At 54.6% G+C, this 18,460-nt stretch carries 19 protein-coding genes; 8 read left to right on the top strand and 11 right to left on the bottom strand.

Annotation, left to right across the window (positions count from 1 at the left end; all coding sequences use genetic code 11):
* Together QD461_RS34960 and QD461_RS34955 are read left to right on the top strand one after the other, a co-directional pair.
* Window positions 1-184: transposase (locus QD461_RS34960; RefSeq protein WP_269824817.1), on the top strand; the 184-nt coding region annotated here is incomplete at its 5' end.
* Window positions 185-280: 96 nt separating this feature from the next.
* The gene (locus tag QD461_RS34955; protein WP_414091464.1) at window positions 281-427 is read left to right on the top strand and encodes a hypothetical protein; all 147 of its coding nucleotides are present in this window, start codon (window positions 281-283) and stop codon (window positions 425-427) included.
* A 135-nt stretch (window positions 428-562) separates the two neighbouring features.
* Here the strand turns inward: QD461_RS34955 and gpt are convergent, their stop codons facing one another.
* The 3 genes from gpt to QD461_RS34940 form a co-directional block, all read right to left on the bottom strand.
* On the bottom strand, window positions 563-1,060 hold the full coding sequence (gene gpt / locus QD461_RS34950; protein WP_184702007.1) for a xanthine phosphoribosyltransferase: 498 nt from the start codon (window positions 1,058-1,060) through the stop codon (window positions 563-565).
* A 315-nt stretch (window positions 1,061-1,375) separates the two neighbouring features.
* Window positions 1,376-2,221, bottom strand: coding sequence for a universal stress protein (locus QD461_RS34945; protein WP_414091463.1), 846 nt, complete (start codon window positions 2,219-2,221; stop codon window positions 1,376-1,378).
* Window positions 2,222-2,335: 114 nt separating this feature from the next.
* On the bottom strand, window positions 2,336-3,109 hold the full coding sequence (locus tag QD461_RS34940; RefSeq protein ID WP_414091462.1) for a competence/damage-inducible protein A: 774 nt from the start codon (window positions 3,107-3,109) through the stop codon (window positions 2,336-2,338).
* A 244-nt stretch (window positions 3,110-3,353) separates the two neighbouring features.
* On the opposite strand from QD461_RS34940, the gene wrbA reads away from it, so the two are divergent.
* Window positions 3,354-3,953 carry an NAD(P)H:quinone oxidoreductase type IV gene (wrbA, locus tag QD461_RS34935; RefSeq protein WP_414091461.1) on the top strand — a complete coding sequence of 200 codons (600 nt, stop codon included), beginning with the start codon at window positions 3,354-3,356 and terminating at the stop codon, window positions 3,951-3,953.
* Between the two features lie 263 nt (window positions 3,954-4,216).
* Here wrbA and QD461_RS34930 read toward each other — a convergent pair whose 3' ends face one another.
* Complete coding sequence (locus QD461_RS34930) at window positions 4,217-5,056, bottom strand: HNH endonuclease (protein WP_414091460.1); 840 nt, start codon at window positions 5,054-5,056, stop codon at window positions 4,217-4,219.
* Entirely contained in the window at window positions 5,056-6,630 is a 1,575-nt protein-coding gene (locus QD461_RS34925) for an AAA family ATPase (protein WP_414091459.1), read from the bottom strand. Before QD461_RS34925 ends, QD461_RS34930 begins: the two co-directional genes overlap by 1 nt.
* 116 nt (window positions 6,631-6,746) lie before the next feature.
* On the opposite strand from QD461_RS34925, the gene QD461_RS34920 reads away from it, so the two are divergent.
* Window positions 6,747-7,529 carry a DUF4339 domain-containing protein gene (locus tag QD461_RS34920; RefSeq protein WP_414091458.1) on the top strand — a complete coding sequence of 261 codons (783 nt, stop codon included), beginning with the start codon at window positions 6,747-6,749 and terminating at the stop codon, window positions 7,527-7,529.
* A gap of 48 nt (window positions 7,530-7,577) precedes the next feature.
* Here QD461_RS34920 and QD461_RS34915 read toward each other — a convergent pair whose 3' ends face one another.
* The 3 genes from QD461_RS34915 to QD461_RS34905 form a co-directional block, all read right to left on the bottom strand.
* A complete protein-coding gene (locus tag QD461_RS34915) occupies window positions 7,578-9,821 on the bottom strand; it encodes a hypothetical protein (RefSeq protein WP_414091457.1) in 2,244 nt (747 codons plus the stop codon).
* A gap of 102 nt (window positions 9,822-9,923) precedes the next feature.
* Window positions 9,924-10,934: a hypothetical protein gene (locus QD461_RS34910; RefSeq protein WP_414091456.1), complete on the bottom strand. Its 1,011-nt coding sequence runs from the start codon at window positions 10,932-10,934 to the stop codon at window positions 9,924-9,926.
* A 120-nt stretch (window positions 10,935-11,054) separates the two neighbouring features.
* Window positions 11,055-11,264, bottom strand: a complete 210-nt coding sequence (locus tag QD461_RS34905) for a DUF2188 domain-containing protein (RefSeq protein ID WP_414091455.1) — start codon at window positions 11,262-11,264, stop codon at window positions 11,055-11,057.
* A 420-nt stretch (window positions 11,265-11,684) separates the two neighbouring features.
* Here QD461_RS34905 and QD461_RS34900 point away from each other — a divergent pair, with 420 nt between their 5' ends.
* Both QD461_RS34900 and QD461_RS34895 read left to right on the top strand, forming a co-directional pair.
* Entirely contained in the window at window positions 11,685-13,058 is a 1,374-nt protein-coding gene (locus QD461_RS34900) for a tyrosine-type recombinase/integrase (protein ID WP_414091454.1), read from the top strand.
* An 82-nt stretch (window positions 13,059-13,140) separates the two neighbouring features.
* A complete protein-coding gene (locus QD461_RS34895; protein WP_414091453.1) occupies window positions 13,141-13,536 on the top strand; it encodes a hypothetical protein in 396 nt (131 codons plus the stop codon).
* Between the two features lie 93 nt (window positions 13,537-13,629).
* Here the strand turns inward: QD461_RS34895 and QD461_RS34890 are convergent, their stop codons facing one another.
* Window positions 13,630-14,808, bottom strand: coding sequence for a hypothetical protein (locus tag QD461_RS34890; RefSeq protein ID WP_414091452.1), 1,179 nt, complete (start codon window positions 14,806-14,808; stop codon window positions 13,630-13,632).
* A 239-nt stretch (window positions 14,809-15,047) separates the two neighbouring features.
* Here QD461_RS34890 and QD461_RS34885 point away from each other — a divergent pair, with 239 nt between their 5' ends.
* Both QD461_RS34885 and QD461_RS34880 read left to right on the top strand, forming a co-directional pair.
* Entirely contained in the window at window positions 15,048-15,506 is a 459-nt protein-coding gene (locus QD461_RS34885; protein ID WP_414091451.1) for a hypothetical protein, read from the top strand.
* Window positions 15,507-15,634: 128 nt separating this feature from the next.
* The gene (locus QD461_RS34880) at window positions 15,635-15,928 is read left to right on the top strand and encodes a hypothetical protein (protein WP_414091450.1); all 294 of its coding nucleotides are present in this window, start codon (window positions 15,635-15,637) and stop codon (window positions 15,926-15,928) included.
* 326 nt (window positions 15,929-16,254) lie between these two features.
* Here QD461_RS34880 and QD461_RS34875 read toward each other — a convergent pair whose 3' ends face one another.
* Together QD461_RS34875 and QD461_RS34870 are read right to left on the bottom strand one after the other, a co-directional pair.
* Window positions 16,255-18,183, bottom strand: coding sequence for a ParB/RepB/Spo0J family partition protein (locus QD461_RS34875; RefSeq protein WP_414091449.1), 1,929 nt, complete (start codon window positions 18,181-18,183; stop codon window positions 16,255-16,257).
* Between the two features lie 57 nt (window positions 18,184-18,240).
* The coding region (locus tag QD461_RS34870) for a transposase domain-containing protein (RefSeq protein ID WP_414091448.1) at window positions 18,241-18,460 on the bottom strand (220 nt) is incomplete at its 5' end.

Below are 18,460 nucleotides of genomic sequence, written 5' to 3'. Positions count from 1 at the left end.
GATCAAGCGGCGCACAGAGGTCGTCGGCATTTTCCCCAACGACGACGCCATCGTGCGCCTGGTCGGTGCGCTGCTGCTCGAACAGAACGATGAATGGGCCGTCCAGCGATCCCGCTACATGACACTTGAGACAATCGCCACAATGAGCGATGATCCGCTCATCAGCCTGCCAGCAGCAAGCTGATACTCATCCGACCCTCTGGGATGAGCCGTGGTCGTCTAAGCTACACCACGTCCTGGGACATGATCGAGGCTAAGAGATTCAAGAACTTGAGGAGAGATGTTCGCCTTCGGTGCGATGGCGAATGCAGCAAATGTCGTCACGACCGGAATAAAAAGCGACAAAATTGTGACCGTGACCTTCAGGCCATTGGCTGTGGCACAAAAGCGTGCCGTGGCGCGTTATGATTCGGCCCGAATGCCTTGAATTCCACGTGTTCTCGGCATCCAGAGCCCACTAAATCTAGTGGGCGCCGTAGCGCCCACCTCTATTTTCTCGTTTGTATGTCGATCTCAAACGGCGGATGGAATCGAAAGTGATTCGCGCCGAAACCGATCAGCTTCAGCCGCGATGGCCCTTGGCGATCGGCTCCTGATAGGTGAAACCCATGTCCCAGGGGAAGTAGATCCAGGTATCCTGGCTGACTTCGGTGATGAAGGTGTCGATTGTGGGAACGCCGGTCGGCTTGGCATAGACGCAGGCGAAATGTGCCTTCGGCAACATGGCGCGAACTTCAAGCGCCGTTTTGCCGGTATCGGTAAGATCGTCGACCACTAGCACGCCTTCGCCGCCATCGGCGGCCAGTTCCGGGGCGATGCCCTTGAGCAGGTTCATTTGACCCTGCTCCGAATAGTCGTGGTAGGAGGCGATGCAGACGGTATCGATCAGGCGGATGTTGAGCTCGCGCGAGATGATGGCGGCCGGCACCAGGCCGCCGCGGGTGATACAGACGATTGCCTTGAATTCGCGGTTGAGGCCCGCAAGCCGCCAGGCAAGCGCGCGGGCATCGCGATGGAACTGATCCCAGGATACGGGAAAGGCTTTATCGGGCAGGGACATGGCAGAAGGCTCCGGGGCATGGAATAACGACGCACCGGCAGCACCGGCGACCCTGAGCAGACCCCGCGGCGGGCGCGGACCATGAACCAAATCCGGAACGCGATTCGCTGCTATCGACTTGAACAGGATCTCAACAGTGAAAAGCACCGGCTTTTCGGGATCATGTTCCATGGACCGCGCGAACGGTTCCCTGGCGGGAATTCTGTCATCGGTCGCTGCTTTCTGCTGGATTTACCGCCAAAAGGCAAGAGCCGCAGGCCAACGAGACGGTGTACATTCCCGCCGGAAACCTGTGATTTCCCAGCCTTCGCTCGATCAGCGCGCCAGAAGCGTCATCGCGGTCATGGATTGTAGCAAGGTGCGCGTCGTGCCGCCGAAGATCATCTGCCAGAGCCAGGAGTGCGTATAGGCGCCCATGACGAGAAGATCGATACTATCATCCGCAAGACGGTTTTCGATCACTTGCGACGGCGTCGACTTGCCGGAGCAAGCGGCCGTCTCGAATTTAGCGCGCACGCCGTGCCGGGTGAGGGCCGCTGCAATCTGCACGCCGCTTTCCTTCGACGGGTGCGTTTCTTTCTCGGAGGTACTGACCGACAATATCTCGACGGAATCCGCCGCCTTCAGGAAAGGCAGCGCATCGAAGGCGGCGCGCGCCGCCTCCCTCGAGCCGTTCCAGGCGATCAGGACACGGCGGATCGGCTTCGGCTCCTTCAGGATGTAGGGGATCAGCAGTACCGGCCGACCACTGTCGAACAGGAACGTTTCCACATCGACCTGCGTGTCGGAATATTTCGATGGATTGGGTTGCACTGCTAACAGCAGATCGGCACTGCGGGCGGTTTCGACCAATGGCTCGGTGCCGTAGCCAACGGTACTGGCGAAGCTGTGCCACTCATAGTCGAGGCCGGTCTTCTCCATTTTCGAGCGAAACAGTCGCTCGATCTCGATCGCTTGATTGTGGACGACTTCCTGAAGCGCCTGCACGGCTACAGGATCCGGAATTTCCATCGGCGCCACGAGTGGCACGGTCGAGACGACTTCCGCATGCAGGCCGACAATACGCGCGCCATGCTCCTTGGCGATATCAGCTGCAAAGTCTGCGGCGATGCGCGTATTGTCGGGATTGTCGAGAACGGTCACAATTGTTTTATACGACATGACGTGATCTCCCATGCGGAAGGGTTGGATCGCTATATTATATCAGCATTCCGCTTCGGAATAATGCGCCGAGTTCATTTCTGTTCCCCGATAAATGCACGCCGTCGTTGAACATCATGCCTCAGCGGACTGATTTTCCTTGGCTTTCGACTGTCGGATGGCTTCGATCATTGCGCGTACTTCGGCTGCGACATTTTCAACCAGCTCAGCGGAACGGCCTCTCACGACGATCTCGGTCGAGAAGAACTGGCCGACATAGCGAGGGTAGGAGCCGATGCTGGTGTCCGGATGCGCCTTCTGGATGAGGCCGAGCGGCGTGCCGATCTCGCCCTCGCCATAGGGGCAGGAAATGGCCGTGGACAAAACGCGCGCGCCGGTCCTGAGCGTCGGGATGACATTGTCGAGCATCGCCTGGAAAACCTGCGGCACGCCGGCCATGACATAGACATTGCCGATGTTGAAGCCGGGCGCCGTCGAGACTGGATTGGCGATATGCTTCGATCCCAGAGGCATGCGCGCCATGCGCTGACGAGCTTCTGTAAACTCCATCTCGCGGCGGGCATACATTTCGCCCATGATCCGCATGGCTTCGGCATCATGCTCGCACGCAACGCCGAACGCCTTCGCGATAGCATCGGCGGTAATATCGTCATGAGTCGGACCGATGCCGCCCGAGGTGAAGACGTAATCATATTGGCCGCGCAGAGCGTTGAGTGCCGATACGATGGCATCTTCTTCATCGGCCACGATGCGAACTTCCTTCAGGTCGATGCCAGCCAGCAGCAGTACATCGGCGAGATGGCCGATATTCTTGTCTTTCGTCCGGCCGGAGAGCAGTTCGTCGCCGATGGCCAGCATGGCGGCTGTGACAATGGTTTCGTTTGACATGAAGATATCCAGGAAAATGCGCGTGGGCGCGATCGCAGAAAAAGGTTCCAAATAGGTAGCGTTGTTTACAGCGAATGCAAACGCGAGTTTTCATATCGTCGTCGGCGATCGCAAGATGTTGCAAATGAATTTTCGTCTACGCAGAATGAACAGTGCGTTCTGAGCACGGGGGCTGCTCCACCGTCGCATCGCTGATAAAACCGAATGCAACACTTAACGCGTCTAGCAAACAGGAGACGTTCTCATGGCTAAGGTTCTGGTTCTCTACTATTCCGCTTACGGTCACATCGAAAAGATGGCCTATGCCGTCGCAGAAGGCGCAAAGTCCGCGGGTGCAGAAGTCACCGTCAAGCGCGTGCCGGAACTCGTACCGGAAGAAGTCGCAAAGGCTTCCTACTTCAAGCTCGATCAGGACGCGCCGATCGCAAAGCCGGATGAACTGGCCGAATACGATGCGATCATCGTCGGTGCCGGCACCCGCTTCGGCACGGTTGCCTCGCAGATGCGCAATTTCTGGGATCAGACCGGTGGCCTCTGGTTCAACGGCAAGCTCGTCGGCAAGGTCGGCTCGGTGTTCACCTCGTCCGCGACCCAGCACGGCGGTCAGGAATCGACCATTCTTGGCTTCGTCCCAACCTTTTTGCATCAGGGTATGGTCGTCGTCGGCCTGCCCTATGCCTTCCAGGGCCAGATGGGCACGGAAGAAGTCAAGGGCGGCTCGCCCTACGGCGCTTCGACGATCACCAACGGCGACGGCTCGCGCCAGCCTTCGGAAATCGAACTCGAAGCAGCAAAATACCAGGGCGCCCACGTCGCCAAGATCGCCGCCAAGCTCACGGCTTAATTCGAATTCTGCACTCATGAGAGAGGCGCGGCGAAAGCTGCGCCTTTTTCGTTTCAATTTCGATGGAGCTTGATTTTGGTGCGGACGACGGGGGTCGAACCCGTACAACCAAAGGTCGAGGGATTTTAAGTCCTATACAGTGATATGTAATATATTGTTATTACTGTATAATTTTGATTAATTTCTGTGTATGTGTACGATAATGTGTATAAATCGCGGGTGCTCGCCCCGGGAATCGAGCCCCATAGGATGGCTATCGTCTGCTAGGAAAATCCGCCATCGCAAAACCACTCACTTGCTTCAAGAGCAGCATAAAACGCGGTCTGCCATGAGTTGATACGTGCGCGTGATCGAGATGTATGCGACTCTTCAAGAAGCTTTCTTACCGCCTCAGCTCCGGCCCTCGCATGAAGCGAAGAAACCTGGTGGCGGATATTCACCAACTCTTGAGCCGCCTGTGATGCATAGAGTTTCGCCAACCCCAACCTACGGAAATGATTTCTTACGCGCTGTGCCAAAACTTCGGGCCAATGGTCAGGTGCATCGACAAAGAAATGTATCGCAGGAGGGGAAGAATGGATGACCTCGGCCCTAAGCCACAAATCGGCCTCTACATTATCGAAATATGGATGAAGATATTGATCTTCCTCTTCCGTAAATGGGGTGTCACCCTTTGTCTTGTTGCAGTCGCTGCAAGCTGGAACAAGATTGACCGGGGTGACAGCAAAAGCGGGGTAACGAGCCTTCGAGAGGATGTGGTCGAGGGTTGATGCCGCGCGATGACCGCATAGAGGACACCGGCCATGCTCTGCCGCTGCGAGAATTTCATTATACAGGGGGCGTGCAGGCCCTTTGGGATGGGCCATTCGGCCGTCGTAAAGCTCTTTCATTTCCTTGGTTGTGACTTTGCCATCTACGCCGGTAGACATTGCAATATTACACAGTGACGCGTCCTCGGCTTCCAACACATAATTTGCGGCTGCGTCTTCGATCGTGTCGGCAATCGCCTCCATGCGTTCCTTTAGATCTGGATCCTTGATACGCGATATGCTGGTGCTAAATGCACTTTCGGCCGTGATGGTTGGCCTCTCAACCTTCCACATCAATCGGCCTCACTGCCGCCCCGAGCAGCTAGCAAACCCTGAACAATCGCACGCGCTTCGGCGCCGAGCTGACCGTCAAAGCTCTGCAGTACCGCGTCATACTCGCCTTCCGTCGCGACTTTTCGATTTAGAAGCTGATGAAATCCGGTATCCGTAACCTCCAAGCCGAATATTTCCCGCGTCAGAATCCCGACGTTTTCGCCAAAGGTTTGGATTTCTGGCCGTTCAACGGCCATCTCTCGCCCTGTACGCCTGATTTTCCAAACGCAAGAACTCGGTACTTCTTGCAGGACCACCGGAGAATGAGTGGCTATAATCGCCACCCCATTTCTGCTCGTAAGAAGATCAGAGAGCGCTCGAATGAATGCCGATAGAAGTGGAGGATGAAGATGGGCCTCGGGTTCATCGAGCAAAACAAGCGTTCTTTCCTCAACTGTTTCCACAAGCCTTGAAATAGTTAGAAGGACAATTTTGTGACCCGAACTAAGTCGTAGAAAAATATTCGAGGCAGAAGTCCTAATCGCTTCATCATCTCCTTCGTCAGTTTCCTCGGCTAAACTTGCGATGTTTGCTTCTTTGAATATCGGATCTGCTTCCAATACCGACAACGCCCTTCGCCAGCGCACGATTTTGGGAGCCTGAGCTAAAATAACTTTGATGCTTGCGCCAAAATCGCGCCCTAGGTTGCTCGGTGTTTTCGGAGATCGTGTCGTGCCGTCAGCAGTTTGAGTGGTCTTTTTCAACCCAACGTACTGATATCTAACACCTTCTGATTTGTTTTGCCGAATTGGCAGAGGCTCAAAAGGATCGAAAGCGCTAAAAGTAACAGAAACGATGTTCTCGAAAATCGGCTCTGCACTGTTTTCGAATATCTCTAGTAGATCTTCATCGTTTTTGAAGTAGCCCAGCTCGCTTCTGTCCGGGTTTTCTTCCACAAGAGCACGGGTCATCAATTGAAGATGGTGGGTTTTGCCAACTCCATTTCGACCGATGAGAACGTGAATATTTGTCGGGGGATTAGACTCCGGCTCGACCTTAAAGGAGAATTCGATTGCCGCTAATTTTGTCTTTTTTTGCTCGGGGCAATGATAGGTGAATGCATAACTCGTCAGTCTCGCGCCGCCCTTGGCAATTCGCCTGAACTGTCCCCGTACTGCGCTTCGTGACACCGAACGAAGAAGAGAAACGCCCATAACCGGTTCGTTAAGAGCCCGTTCAAAGAGCTCTTCGTCAAAAGCTACATCGCACAAGCTAGCTAATATTGTGTCACGTAGCTCGTCACCCAATTCGTTGAGCTTCTCATAGTAACTATCATCTTGTCCTAACGAGAAATATTCCGTCGAAAGTGCGTTGAATTCATTAGGTATACTGGGGCGTCTTTCATTGGGAGTCAGGCCAAATTGACCTATTTTCACTTCGCCAATTCGATGCTGTTCTCCCGCTTCGTCATAGTAAAAGAGAACGTACATCGTTGCGAACTTGAACCAGTCATCCCAATTATCGACAAAAAGTATCGCCTGGTTCTTTGCGCCGACGGGCAAGCGTGAATTGTTAGGGATCACTTTGAAAAACATAACAAACAATACGATGAGATTACCGATGCTTCAATATCTGTCAAACTGAACTTCTATTTTACTCCCCTTTAAATTGTAACAAGTATGATGCCAGTTCATCCTTGAGGGGCGTGATTATGAATTGGCATTATAATTTAAACGGAACGAGTATTGGACCTGTCGGGCGGGAAAAGCTCGATGGCCTAATCGATGACGGCACTCTCAATGAGAATACGCTGGTGTGGAATGACACATTTGGGTCGGATTGGCGTCGAATTGGTGATGTATCGGATTTTCGCGACCCAAGCCGTCCTCCTCCTCTGCCGCTGTCGGCCGTCAACGATTTTTGGGTATGGGTCATTGCGTTTGTCCCTATCATCGGCACCGTCATTGAAGCGGTTGTGGCTGGCAATGATATGAATACGAAAGGCGCCGTCGTTGGATACGCTGTTGCGAACGCGCTCTTTTCATATCTCGATGAAAAATCGATCCGGAAAAGTGGCCGGAAAGTTCCGGTATCGTGGGGCTTGGGGCTATTTTTAGCGCCAGCTTACTTGTTTGTCCGCGCCAAGCGATTGGGAAAAAATCAGGCAACCCTGCTCGTTTGGGTCGCTTCAATTATCGCGTCCGTCTATATTCCTCAAGCGCTTTCAGGCGTCTATCTGGGGGTGAACATACCATCCTGTAGCTCTTCGACTTCGGTGTCGCAAATCAAAGATCTATTTCCTAGACTTCCCATCAACATCGCACACACGGGCGTCGTCGATGTGAAGAATTTTTCGACACTGCAGGAAACGGATACGCATCGCACATGCACCGCCACGGTGGAAGGCACCGATGGAAATTCGTATCCGGTCAAATATACGATCGATAATCGAAACAACGAATACTACTATTACCTCCAGCTAAACGGGTTATAGTAGACGATGGCGTTGGCCTCGATAAACGCCGTCGCTGATTGCCGCAATTCAGTCTTCACTATCATCAACGAAGGCAGCCGCCCCATCCTGCAGTCGCATGCCAGGTGCGTTACCGGCGCGGAGGTCGGCCCAGCTAACAACCAGTATCATCTCAAACCCCGCTTCATTGTCGACGAACAGCACGTGGGTTTCCCAATCCTCAACATGCGGCACCCAGGACTCGTCCAGAATATGGCCGACACCTAATTGGCCGCCGGCAGCGAGATAAATGCAAGGGCTTTTCTCGCCTCTCGCCCGGGCGGCGCGGATCTGGTCTTGGTACCAGTCCCAATCATGGTCGACCAATGCCATCGGCGCGAGCTTGTGCGCGAGTTGCGGATGCCAGCTATCCATGATCCGAGGAATTTCAAGGAATAACTTTTCGATCAGCAAGCCCGCGTCAAGGCCATCAACGGCCTCGAAGGCTTTTTCCTTGCCCCCTGCCAGCGGGATACGATCGCCGAAACTCGCCTCGATCGCCTGAGCGGCGGCCGGAGCATCCCGTCCTCCATCCAAAACTGCCACGATTGACCATTTGAGCCAATGACGCGCTCGCTCATCCGCCTCTCTACGAAGTGCCGCAACATCAGCATTGTTTCCGAAGGCATCGAATTGCGGATCGAAGACCGCATAAATCCTGAAGCCGGCGATGAACGCTTCGACCAGAAACTTTTCCTCGGTGCCGATAAAATGGTCAACGAACCACTGCGCAAATGCCGAGAAACTCGCCGACACTTCGCTGCTGCTTTCGTAACGACCAAACGATACGCTGGGCGGTGGCTCGACAATTTCCTTGGCCGAGATATAGCGGAGACCGATCTCGTGGATCATACCAAAAACATCGGCTTCAGCCCAAAAGACGGCCGCCAAGAGCTTTCGCCGCTGGTCGTCATCAGCCTCGGCATATTGTGCGGCGAACGCGGTCAGCCGCCCCAATCGGATGGCGAATGCAAAGATCGCGGAAAAGGTCCATTGGCCACCGTGGATCGGACTTTCGAGCGCGATCTCGTCGAGAATGGCGACGCCGAAATTGGGGTGGCGCCAGTCTATTCCGGGCTGCGCGAAGGCCGGCATAAAGTTTCGCAGGCGATCGACGTGACGAATTAGATCGCGCGCAAAGTCGCCGAATACACCCCAGAAATCGACCGATACGGGCGTGAGGTAGCGATCCATGGTAACGCTGGGGGCGCGCCACCGACGAACGTCTCGGATCTTGTGCCATGTCGAGAAGGACTCCCAGGTGGCGCGGCCATATCCCTTTAGGTATTCAGTCGCTGCACCACCGTCACAAGATTGCCAGTCCCAGGACATCGCAAGATCATGCTCTCGATCTTCGCTCAGCACATAGTCGGCGATTGGTGAATTGGCCTTATCGACAAAGCCGCTCTCCTCCGCTTCACGTAGAAAGCTAAACGGATTGACCGCGCCCACCAGCAGGAGGAATGGGCCTTGAGCCATGCCCGGATAGAGTAAGTTGTGCATCACCATAGCGAAGCCAGATCCGCCTGTCCGCTCGGCCTCACGCACCATGAGCGCGACCGCCGTCGAGCAGATGTCATGAACCTCTTCCTCATTGAGGTCCTTCTTCGGCTCGAATGAGATCGCGGCGGTAACCAACCCTGACGACGGCAAGCCTTTCTGGCCGATCGCGCTCCAGGCTTTGGGGATATGAACGACGAGTCTTGGGCTGGCGCCGCTGTCGTCAAATCGCAGACACAGTACCCGGCGCCGCGACCAAGTATTGAGGCCGGTCACCGCATGTTCGAGCAGCGGCGGAAAATCGCGTGAGACAATGACCATCATAATGTCGTTCGCACTCGAGAAGGGTGTGTGGTTCAGCACCTCATGTTCATAGGCCATGAGTTCGGTTACGGCTTCACGTGTGGGCGCCTTCTGGTTCTTGATCTCGAACAGCACGAACTGCGACGTCGCTCGCGTGCAGTAGAGTAGATCGACGAAGAGAGACTCCCCTTTTTCCTGGGAAATGCTGCGATTGCTCTTGCTGACAAGTTCGAGCGAATGGAGCGATCCCAGCACTCGCTGCGCCGCGCGCAGATTGGCTACGCGGGTCAGATAGTCGATCGGAAAGGTCGGCCAGAACTCGTCGGACTCGGTCGAACCAAGCGCACTTTGGACTTTATCTGTCCCTTCAATCACCTCGCTCAGGGTATCCGCCGCGACGATCGATTCTAGCCAGTCCTGTACATCCTGCTCCCGGGAGAAGCTTGCTCTTTTCGAATCTCTTGAAGCCACGATACCCCCGGTTGCTAGTCAACAATCAGCAGCAACTATGTACTGTTAACTGATCCCCGTGTACTAAAAATGGCACGCGCCGGTGGCACTGATCCCGCATTTCTAGAAGTTTCTGGGCCAACCGCCAGTTTCAGCCATTTGCTCAAGATCTTGCTGATTTGGCTTACGGTAGCCGGCTTCCTCGCAGTGCGCATCCAGCCAGTCTCTACCACTGACAAATAACCTTTCTAAACGGGGATCGTCATATGGCGCGTCGATGGACTTCCACCAAAGCAAAACAAGCGCGGCTATTCGCCTTTCCATATCTTGAAGGTAGGACGGATCGGTCGGCATGATGGAGGCCAGTAAGAACTCCATGAGCCTCCATGTGTAAACAAGCAGATAGGGAAGACGGCTATAGAAATACGACCACTGTGTTAGCTTGGCATCCATCCCGGAAAAGATGAAATTGATATTCAAATTCTCGGTGCGAATGGCGTGATGATTGGTGAATAGATGCATCGCTTTGTTGCAAATCCCATCAAACCCATCCTCAGCACTCTTATCGTAGCGGAGCTGAGCGATATAGCCGGCATCAAAGCGATTAGCATCACCTAAATTATCTATGACGGCTTGTATCCGTTTGGTATGAACATCAAGGCCACCGGCCGTCTGGCTGTAAAGTTTGACCGGATCAGACGTCAGTTTACGAGAAAAATCGGACCGGTCGGCGACCATAGTTTCGAGCAGGTATAGTGTCTCCTGCAACGGTTTGCGGATCAGCATAAAGCTGATGGCAAGCTTTGCCTTCCTGGAGTTCTGTAGCGCCTCGTAGAAACAGTGCAACATGTCGCTGAGCGCAGCGGGAAAAACCGTAGTTATAAGGAAGCTTTCTCGCTCTTCGAATCGTCGGGTTTCCTCCAGCCAAACGAATACGTCACTCGCCTTCTCAAAGGTTTCTCGATCAATTTCATCCCGAAATTCAAATGTCTTTCTGAAAACAGAAGCTTTTTCTCCAGAAACCAAAGCTTGCGTCATTATGTCATGCAGGAGAAAGCACAGTTCATGGGCTACCCAATAGGGTTCCGGCAAATGCGTGCTTTCTTTGCCTACGATCGATGAAAACCGCAGCATTCATGGCTTCCTTAAAGTCTGGGAGACGATCCGATCACGGGTCGGAGCTTTCGCCGAAAGTTTCACAGTTGCGTTGCCGCACGATTTTCTGGTCAACGGTTGCAAAACTTTCGGCAAAGTTTACGCCTTGCGCCACTTATCCGGGTGACCAACCTTGGTGCTGCGAACTCGTTCCACGTCCGGTCTGGTATTGGGCTCAAGTTGACGTGCCCGGTCGATCGCTTCGCGCTGTGTGGGCAACACATCGCTGGCTCGCTGCGAATTTGGGCGACGGACTGCATAGTCCCCCTCTGGTCTGCGCTCTACGAAGATATGCTTGTCTTTAGCCATTGCACTCTCTTTCTGCGAATCAACATATTGTATCAGCACGTAAGTGCAGTACCATTGATAGTATGCTTTTGCCGTATTGGCTAGATACAATGCGGAACAAAATAGAAACTTTGTTGATGGATCTCCAGTGCCACGTCCGATACGTGCTGTTTGGCCGGTCAACTTAGGGGTGTTACACGATTGTTACATGGAAAGTATTTTGGGCGATGGCAGGTCCATAACCTGCTGAAAATACTGGTCGGGACGAGAGGATTTGAACCTCCGACCCCTACACCCCCAGCGCCACCTGGGCAAAAGTAAAGCATCAATAATTTTCAACAATCATTTGAAATGTAATCATTTTCTCTATTTCATATTTTATCATTTCTTCCCCTTCCATGTAACATTTGCTATAAATTCGTTACATGGAAGTTACATGAAATGCCGAAGTTGTACTTAACAGATTCTGTGGTTTTTAGCGCGAGTTGTCCCGCTGGAAAGGATCAGGAAATTTACTGGGATTATCCCCTGGGAACAGACGGGCAAATTCGGAATGGTTCTGTCTCGGGGCTTGGGCTTCGCGTAACCGCTCTCGGCAATAAGACCTTCGTCCACGCGTACCAATTCGCCGGCAAGCGCTATCGGAAAGCTCTCGGATCAACCGTTATTCTGAACGTGGCTTCCGCCAGATTGGCAGTTGGACAACGCGAGCGACAAATCCAGGCCGGTGAGAACCCTGATCTTGACGACGATGATCCACGACGTACCCATCTTTTTACGGTCCGCGATGCGGTTGACCGCTTTTGGGAGAGTCATATCCAAGGACTGTCGCAGGGCCACCGGGATAATTTTGCACTGTTCATCGCGCGATGGCGCAAGAGAGCACCAAAGTTCCCATCCAATCGCGGCCGCAATATTAAAAGGACCTACACCGATTTCGGCTCCATGTTCGCCGATCGACCTCTTGCGTCAATCAAGCCGCTCGATATCGAGCGCTACCAGAAGCAGTTCACGTCATCGTACACGCATAATGGTGCGCTGAAGCACGTCAGTGCGGTATTTAACTGGGCGATCCGTATGCAGTTGGTGGACATGCGGAATCCCTGCAGTCCGATCCGCGTGCGGAAGGTTATCCGCCGCCGTCGCGATTATTCGACTGAGCAAATTCGCCAGATTGCGTCCTACATCTTCAATCCGGTTCTCGACATGGTGCCGGAAATCGAAGGGATGAACGGTTTCGAGAAACGGAATGCCGCCCTTGCAAAGGCAGTTGTGCTCAACGGGAACGACCAGATGCTGGAATTGTGCAATCTCATGGGCGTCCTGTTCCTGACGATGGCGCGGCCGAGCGATCTCGCCACGGCCAAATTCGAGCACTTCGATCTCGAAAAGCTCATCTGGCATAAACATAATACCAAAGGGATCAAGCTATCCCGTTCGGTCTACGAATATGCGTACCGTTCGGTACCGATCCATGCCAGGGTAGCCGGCATGGTAAGGGCGCAGCGGGCTCGCTGGCCTAAAAGTGAGCTTCTATTTCCATCCCATACCGACGCGTCCAAGCCGCGCGATAACTTCCGCAAGGGTCTGGCCCGTTTCAAGGAACTGCCGGGCGTGCCGGATTATTTCCAATTGTATGACCTGAAACGTATCGCGATTTCGCTCATGCTCGCAGGTCAAGGCGTCTCGCACGAAGCGATTTCCCATTACGTCGACCACAAGGGAAACCTGGAAACCACAATGATCTATGACCTCGGCCTGGTCGACCCCCTCCGGCCGGTGACCGAAAGGCTTGGCGCTCTACTCGGCGTCTAAACTTGACGTCATTTTCTGGCTATGCCGCAATGAACGGCGGTCCTAGCCAGCCGTCCAATCCCACCGATGAAAGTCCTTGCCCATGGAAGCACTACAAGCGCTCGTTCTGACTGATGCACAATTACGCGAGATGCTGACCGAAGCCGCCAAACAAGGTGCCATGCTCGCCGTCACCGAACTTCGCGCCCAGCTCCAGCAGTCACCGGAAGAGGCTACCCTTCGCAAGCTTCGCTCCTATCTTGCCGACCCTGCCTCAGTCGCAAATCCCCACGACCTGTGGGCGCATAGCGGCATCATCTGCAATATCGAGCCGACACCGCGCGGCAAGCCAAAGTCATCTGCGTGGTTCATGAAATTCCAGCGCGAAACCCACCTCAATGAATGCTTCAGTCGCCCAAGCCCGGCCTACGGGCGTCGTCGCGAATGGTCATTCTTCGACATCAAGCTGGCTTGGGATGCCTATTATCGCGGGCGCTAGGAGCGGTTGGGGACTCATCCCTTTGAAATTGCGCCTGAGATAGTGCCATCCCTCAGGTGCCTGCATGTCGGTCTTTCTATTGTTGGGATCTACCTATCCCCTTGGAGGGACAGGTGACAAATATTGAGCTCGGAAAAGTTCCACCCCCGTGGCCTTATCCTTGGCAATGGCCGATACGAGGCTGACATCATGAAGTTCTGTTTGCGCCCAGTCGAGGAATTGGTGATGGATACGTATCGCGAGATCATTAGTAGCCACGGTTGCTGGAGCTTCTATGTCGATGATGTCATCGTGAAAACGGTCGTGTTCGTCGCGAGTTCTATATCGAATGGTAGCGGTCATAATGGCCCCGAATTGTTTGGCATTTTCAAAATAGCGCCTCCCTATGCCAGGCACGAACATCGCGGCTGCCATTGAATCTGCAACCGCCATAGCCAAAAACATCGTGAACTCGGACAAATCTTCAGCATGTTGCTGTTCATCAGGCCGCCAGCTGTCCTTGCGCTTAATGTTTCCATGGAAATAGAAGCCACGTCTATCGACGAGATATTCGATCATAGATTTTGCGGTGGCGTGATTTGCAACAAGCTCCTTGGCCTTTGAACCCTCGTGCAAGGGATCTATCAGGAAGTCGTCAATTGTTTGCGTCACCATCGCCTCAAAATCGGCGTGAGACAGCATTTCGTCCACCAACTGCGATGTTTTGAATTTGCCTCCACCATAGAGAGATTCAAATAGAAGAAAGCAAAAGCGAAAAGCATCAATGTAACGCCGCTCGAGCGATGCTTCACGCGCCATCTGGAGAAATGATACCACAAAAGAAGGGTCGTCTTCACTCTCGGTGGCAAACAATGCCTGAGCAACCATTGAAAAGGTTAGTCGTGCCTTCGGCTTTGTTGCTGCCGCCTGAAATTTGGAAACTGCAATCATTTCCCTTTCGGCATCATCCGTTGGGATAAATTCAACGTCTACGTCGTCTGTGTTGACTTCAATAGCATGGTGAATACTTGCGAAATGTTGAAAACGTCGAATGGTCTGCACCGCCTTAGTCCTCATGCTGTCACGCATTTCCAGGCGGCTTGCAATTGGACCAGAGTCCATGGGCGTAAGCTTGGGCGCCAAGCTTACCGGTTGGTTATGAAAAGTGACAACAATATGAGTAGCTTCGAGGCCATTTCGCTCCAACTCGACGAGCATATCCTTGGTTTGCACGGGCCAAGCATCTTCAAGAATGAAAGGGCGTTTAAAGCGAAATTTGTAACGAATGTTCATGGAATCCACTGCGCTGGACTGGAGCGATGTTCTGGTAAAACGTGCGGCAGATGCAATTTTCTACGGCTTACTCGTCTCCTCAAACTGCATCTGTTGCTCCTGCTGTGGTGCTGTAACTTCAAGTAGAATTATCGGAAAGGCAACACATGGCGATTATCGGGATCGGGATTTCATTGTTTTCGTTGGTGATATCCCTTTTCACGCTTTGGATTACGCAGCTCCAGCGCGGCCGGATCGCGATGACGACGCCGACCATCATCTTCTTCGGCTTCGATCAGACTCCCAAGACGACGCCAAAGGTCTTTTTGCGCACGCTGCTTTACAGCACCTCGGCACGCGGTCAGATCGTCGAAGGTATGTACGCCACACTCCATCACGAAGACACGGAACGCGTTTTCAGCTTCTGGGGCTACGGTGAGGCGGACAAGCTCACGCCCGGTAGCGGGCTGTATGTCAGCAAGACGGGCATGGCCGCCAACCACCATTTCGTCATGTCGATGCTGGCGGACGATTTTGAATTCAAACCGGGCGACTACACCATCACCGTTCATGCTCATCTGGCACATCGGCCCAATGCCACCGAGATCGGTAGATTTCAGCTCGCTCTGAGCGGCGACCTCGCTGCTGTTCTCCACGATCAGGGAGGCGTTTTGTTCGAACGCCAGATTGATGGGCAATATCAAGGTCATGCACGATAGATATTGGAACTGTAGAATCCTACAATTGACCGCGGGCTCATACTTTTGCGAGTAGCGAGTGGGCCGGAATGCAGGTGATATCCGGCGCGACAGCCGCTTGAGGCTCGGAAAACACAAGGAGACAACGCATGTCCCAAGGCGAGTCCTTCACCTTTTACACCTATTCGCGCGCAAATCGTGATGGGGACCGATGGGCCTATACGGGCATTCCAGATGTTTTCTTTCACGAGGAGGATGAGACCCGTGAGGCGCTTCGCGAGCTTCGCCGCGATGTGGAGAGCGATCCCGAAGACACCTGGCCGCCGATGCAGCTCGAGAAGATCGAAACCCTGCCGATTTCAAGGGAGAGCATCTTCGCGCTGCTGAATGATGGCGTCGGCTCTTTTATAAAGAGCTACGAGATCATTGATATCATCGACTGATTTTGGGGCTCCGCCCCCCGTAAAGGAAAAGGGGCGGTTCCCAAGGCTCCGCACTGCGTTTGTGCGCCCGCCGCCTGATTCCTTGCCTTTGCTTCCCCCGACCTCGCCGGTCAGGCAGGGTTGCAGGAGGTTCCTGCATCCGCGTTTCCAGATTGGCATCGACTATCCGCATAGGGTGGGAGGAGAGCGCGAGAGGAAGGGCAAGGGTTCCTCTCGCCCTAGCGCCGGATGGGTCGAACCCGAGCGGAGCCAGCTTGACGAATTCCCCACACAGCAAAAAGCCCGAACACGATGGCTCGGGCTTTTAAAGTTGTCGGAGGTGATGGCTATTCGCCGGATGGGCTTGTCCGCAGCACGGCAGGAAGCCAGCCTTTGCCGACTAGCTGCTTTTCGGCAGCGGCAACCGCTTCGGCCTTCGAGCCTTTCTCGATGCTTCGCTTCTGCGCGGCGCATCCGGCTTCAATCAACACCTCGGCCATGCCCGCCTTGCTGAGACGGCCAAGGAACGCTGCATCCGGCGTCCAGTAAGCTCCCATATCAAGCCCCACCGCCGTTGCCACCTGCTCAACATTTTGGAGACGGCTGCGGCTCTGGTCATGCTTGGCCTTCACCCCGTTGAGGTTGGCGGCGGTCACGAACGCCAGCAGTTCGAGCAGCTTGTCGGTGGACTGGTCGAGCAACCACACCCACAGATCGGCAGGCTGGCCGGGCAGCATATCGCCCCAAGCTTCCTGCATCGCCTTCCATGCCGCAAGCGCGCGAACCTCGCTCGGTTCCTTGATCGACGAGGCAAGTTCGCGGCGTTTCCCATCGACTTCCACGGCGGCATCGTAAAACACGTACCCGCTATGGAAGATGCGGCCCACCAGCGGATAAAGTAGCGCCGCAAGCGCAATTGCCGGACGGTTGGCCACCTCGACACGCAAGGCAGCGGTGCGGATGGCGGTCAGTTCCTCGACCAGCGCCAAGGAATAGATGGCGTCCGGCTCGGCAGTTCCGGCCTCGGCAGCGTCTTCGCCATCCGCAACGGTATCGTCGGTGTCACCGCGTTGCAGCTTCACCAGCGCCTCACGGTCTTCGGGTTTCACATAGCCACGGTTGATTTGCGGCGCGCCGCCGTGGTCAATGGCAACGATGCACCCGGCCAGTGCCATCTCCTGTGGCTTGTAGCTGCGGGCCGCATTCTGGATATCCTCCATCTGTTGCTGGATATCCGCCAGCTTGGCTTCCTCGGCCTCGATGGCGAGGTCACCTTCCTCGTATCCCTCGATCTGCTCCTGCAAGGCGTCGAAGGTGTTGGTCAGTACAGAAAGCTCGGCGTCCTCTTCATCTGTCAACGCGCGGCTCTGCGGATAAATCCGCCCGTAACCGCTGTTGTATAGGGAGGATGTTTCCAGCGATGTCTCGACCCAAGCCCAGCCTTCGGTTTTCACGGCTTCCGCCGCCAGCTCCAATTCCGCCATAGCAAGCTGCGTCAACAAGGCCCTGTCGGTCAGGAAGGTGCTGCTGTCCTCCCCGAAGAGGTCGCGGACGATGCTGCCGCCTGCGGCTTCATAGGCTTCCAGCCCAACAAAACGGGCCAGACGGTCGGTACTGCGCACATGGTCCCGCGTCAGCAGGGAACGCAGGCTGCGCGGGTCACGGTTCCATGCCGGAGCCTCGAACCACACCCGTTCCTGTTCCTCGTGGCTGTCGCTGAGGGCCAGTGCACGGGCCTGCTCGATGGTCATGTCATCGGTACGCAGTTCCTCCAGCACCTTGGGCGAGAGGTCCGCTAGCTTGAGCCGCTGGCGCACGGTGATAACCGATTGCCCAAAGCGGGAGGCAATCACATCGGGAACCATGCCGTCTTCGGCAAGCTGCCGGTAGCTGAGGATTTCATCCACGATATGCATGGCTTCGCGCTGTACGTTTTCGGCCAGCGAAAGCTCCGTGTCGTTATCATCGCGCACGTTGCAGGGGATTTCGGCATCCTCGGCAAGCCGCCCCTCCCTGACCAGCAGGTTCAGAGCCGCAAGACGGCGCGAACCCGCCACGACCTCGTATTTGCCCTTCTTGGCCTTGCGCACGGTCAGGTTCTGGATAAGGCCCAGAGCCTCGATGCTGTCGGCCAGTTCCGACACGCCGACGCCAGCATTGACGCGGCGCACGTTGGCTTTGCTCGGCACCAGACGTGACAGCGGGATTTGCTCGATAGCCGCACGGATGTTGACCGGCTCGATGATGGTTTCATGAGTCATGGTGATAGTGTCCATGATGTTGTCCTTCCTTGATTGTTCAAATTGAACACGGAGCAGAACCGCGGTAAGCGGTTAGCCGACGGCGTCTGGTTTGAAGTTCCATGGCATGAGCAGCTCAATATCGGCGGCTGGCCAGCGATTTGCGATGCGGGTGAGCGTCTGGGATAGCCAGGCAATCGGATCGACGTTGTTCATTTTTGCCGTCTGCAGAAGTGTGGCGATCGTCGCCCATGTCTCTCCGCCGCCTGCGCTACCGGCAAAGAGACTATTCTTCCTCGTAATGGTTTGGGGT

It is taken from the genome of Rhizobium sp. BR 314 (assembly GCF_047445805.1).
GTDB lineage: Bacteria > Pseudomonadota > Alphaproteobacteria > Rhizobiales > Rhizobiaceae > Rhizobium > Rhizobium lusitanum_B.
This window is presented reverse-complemented; position numbering and strand designations above follow the sequence as displayed.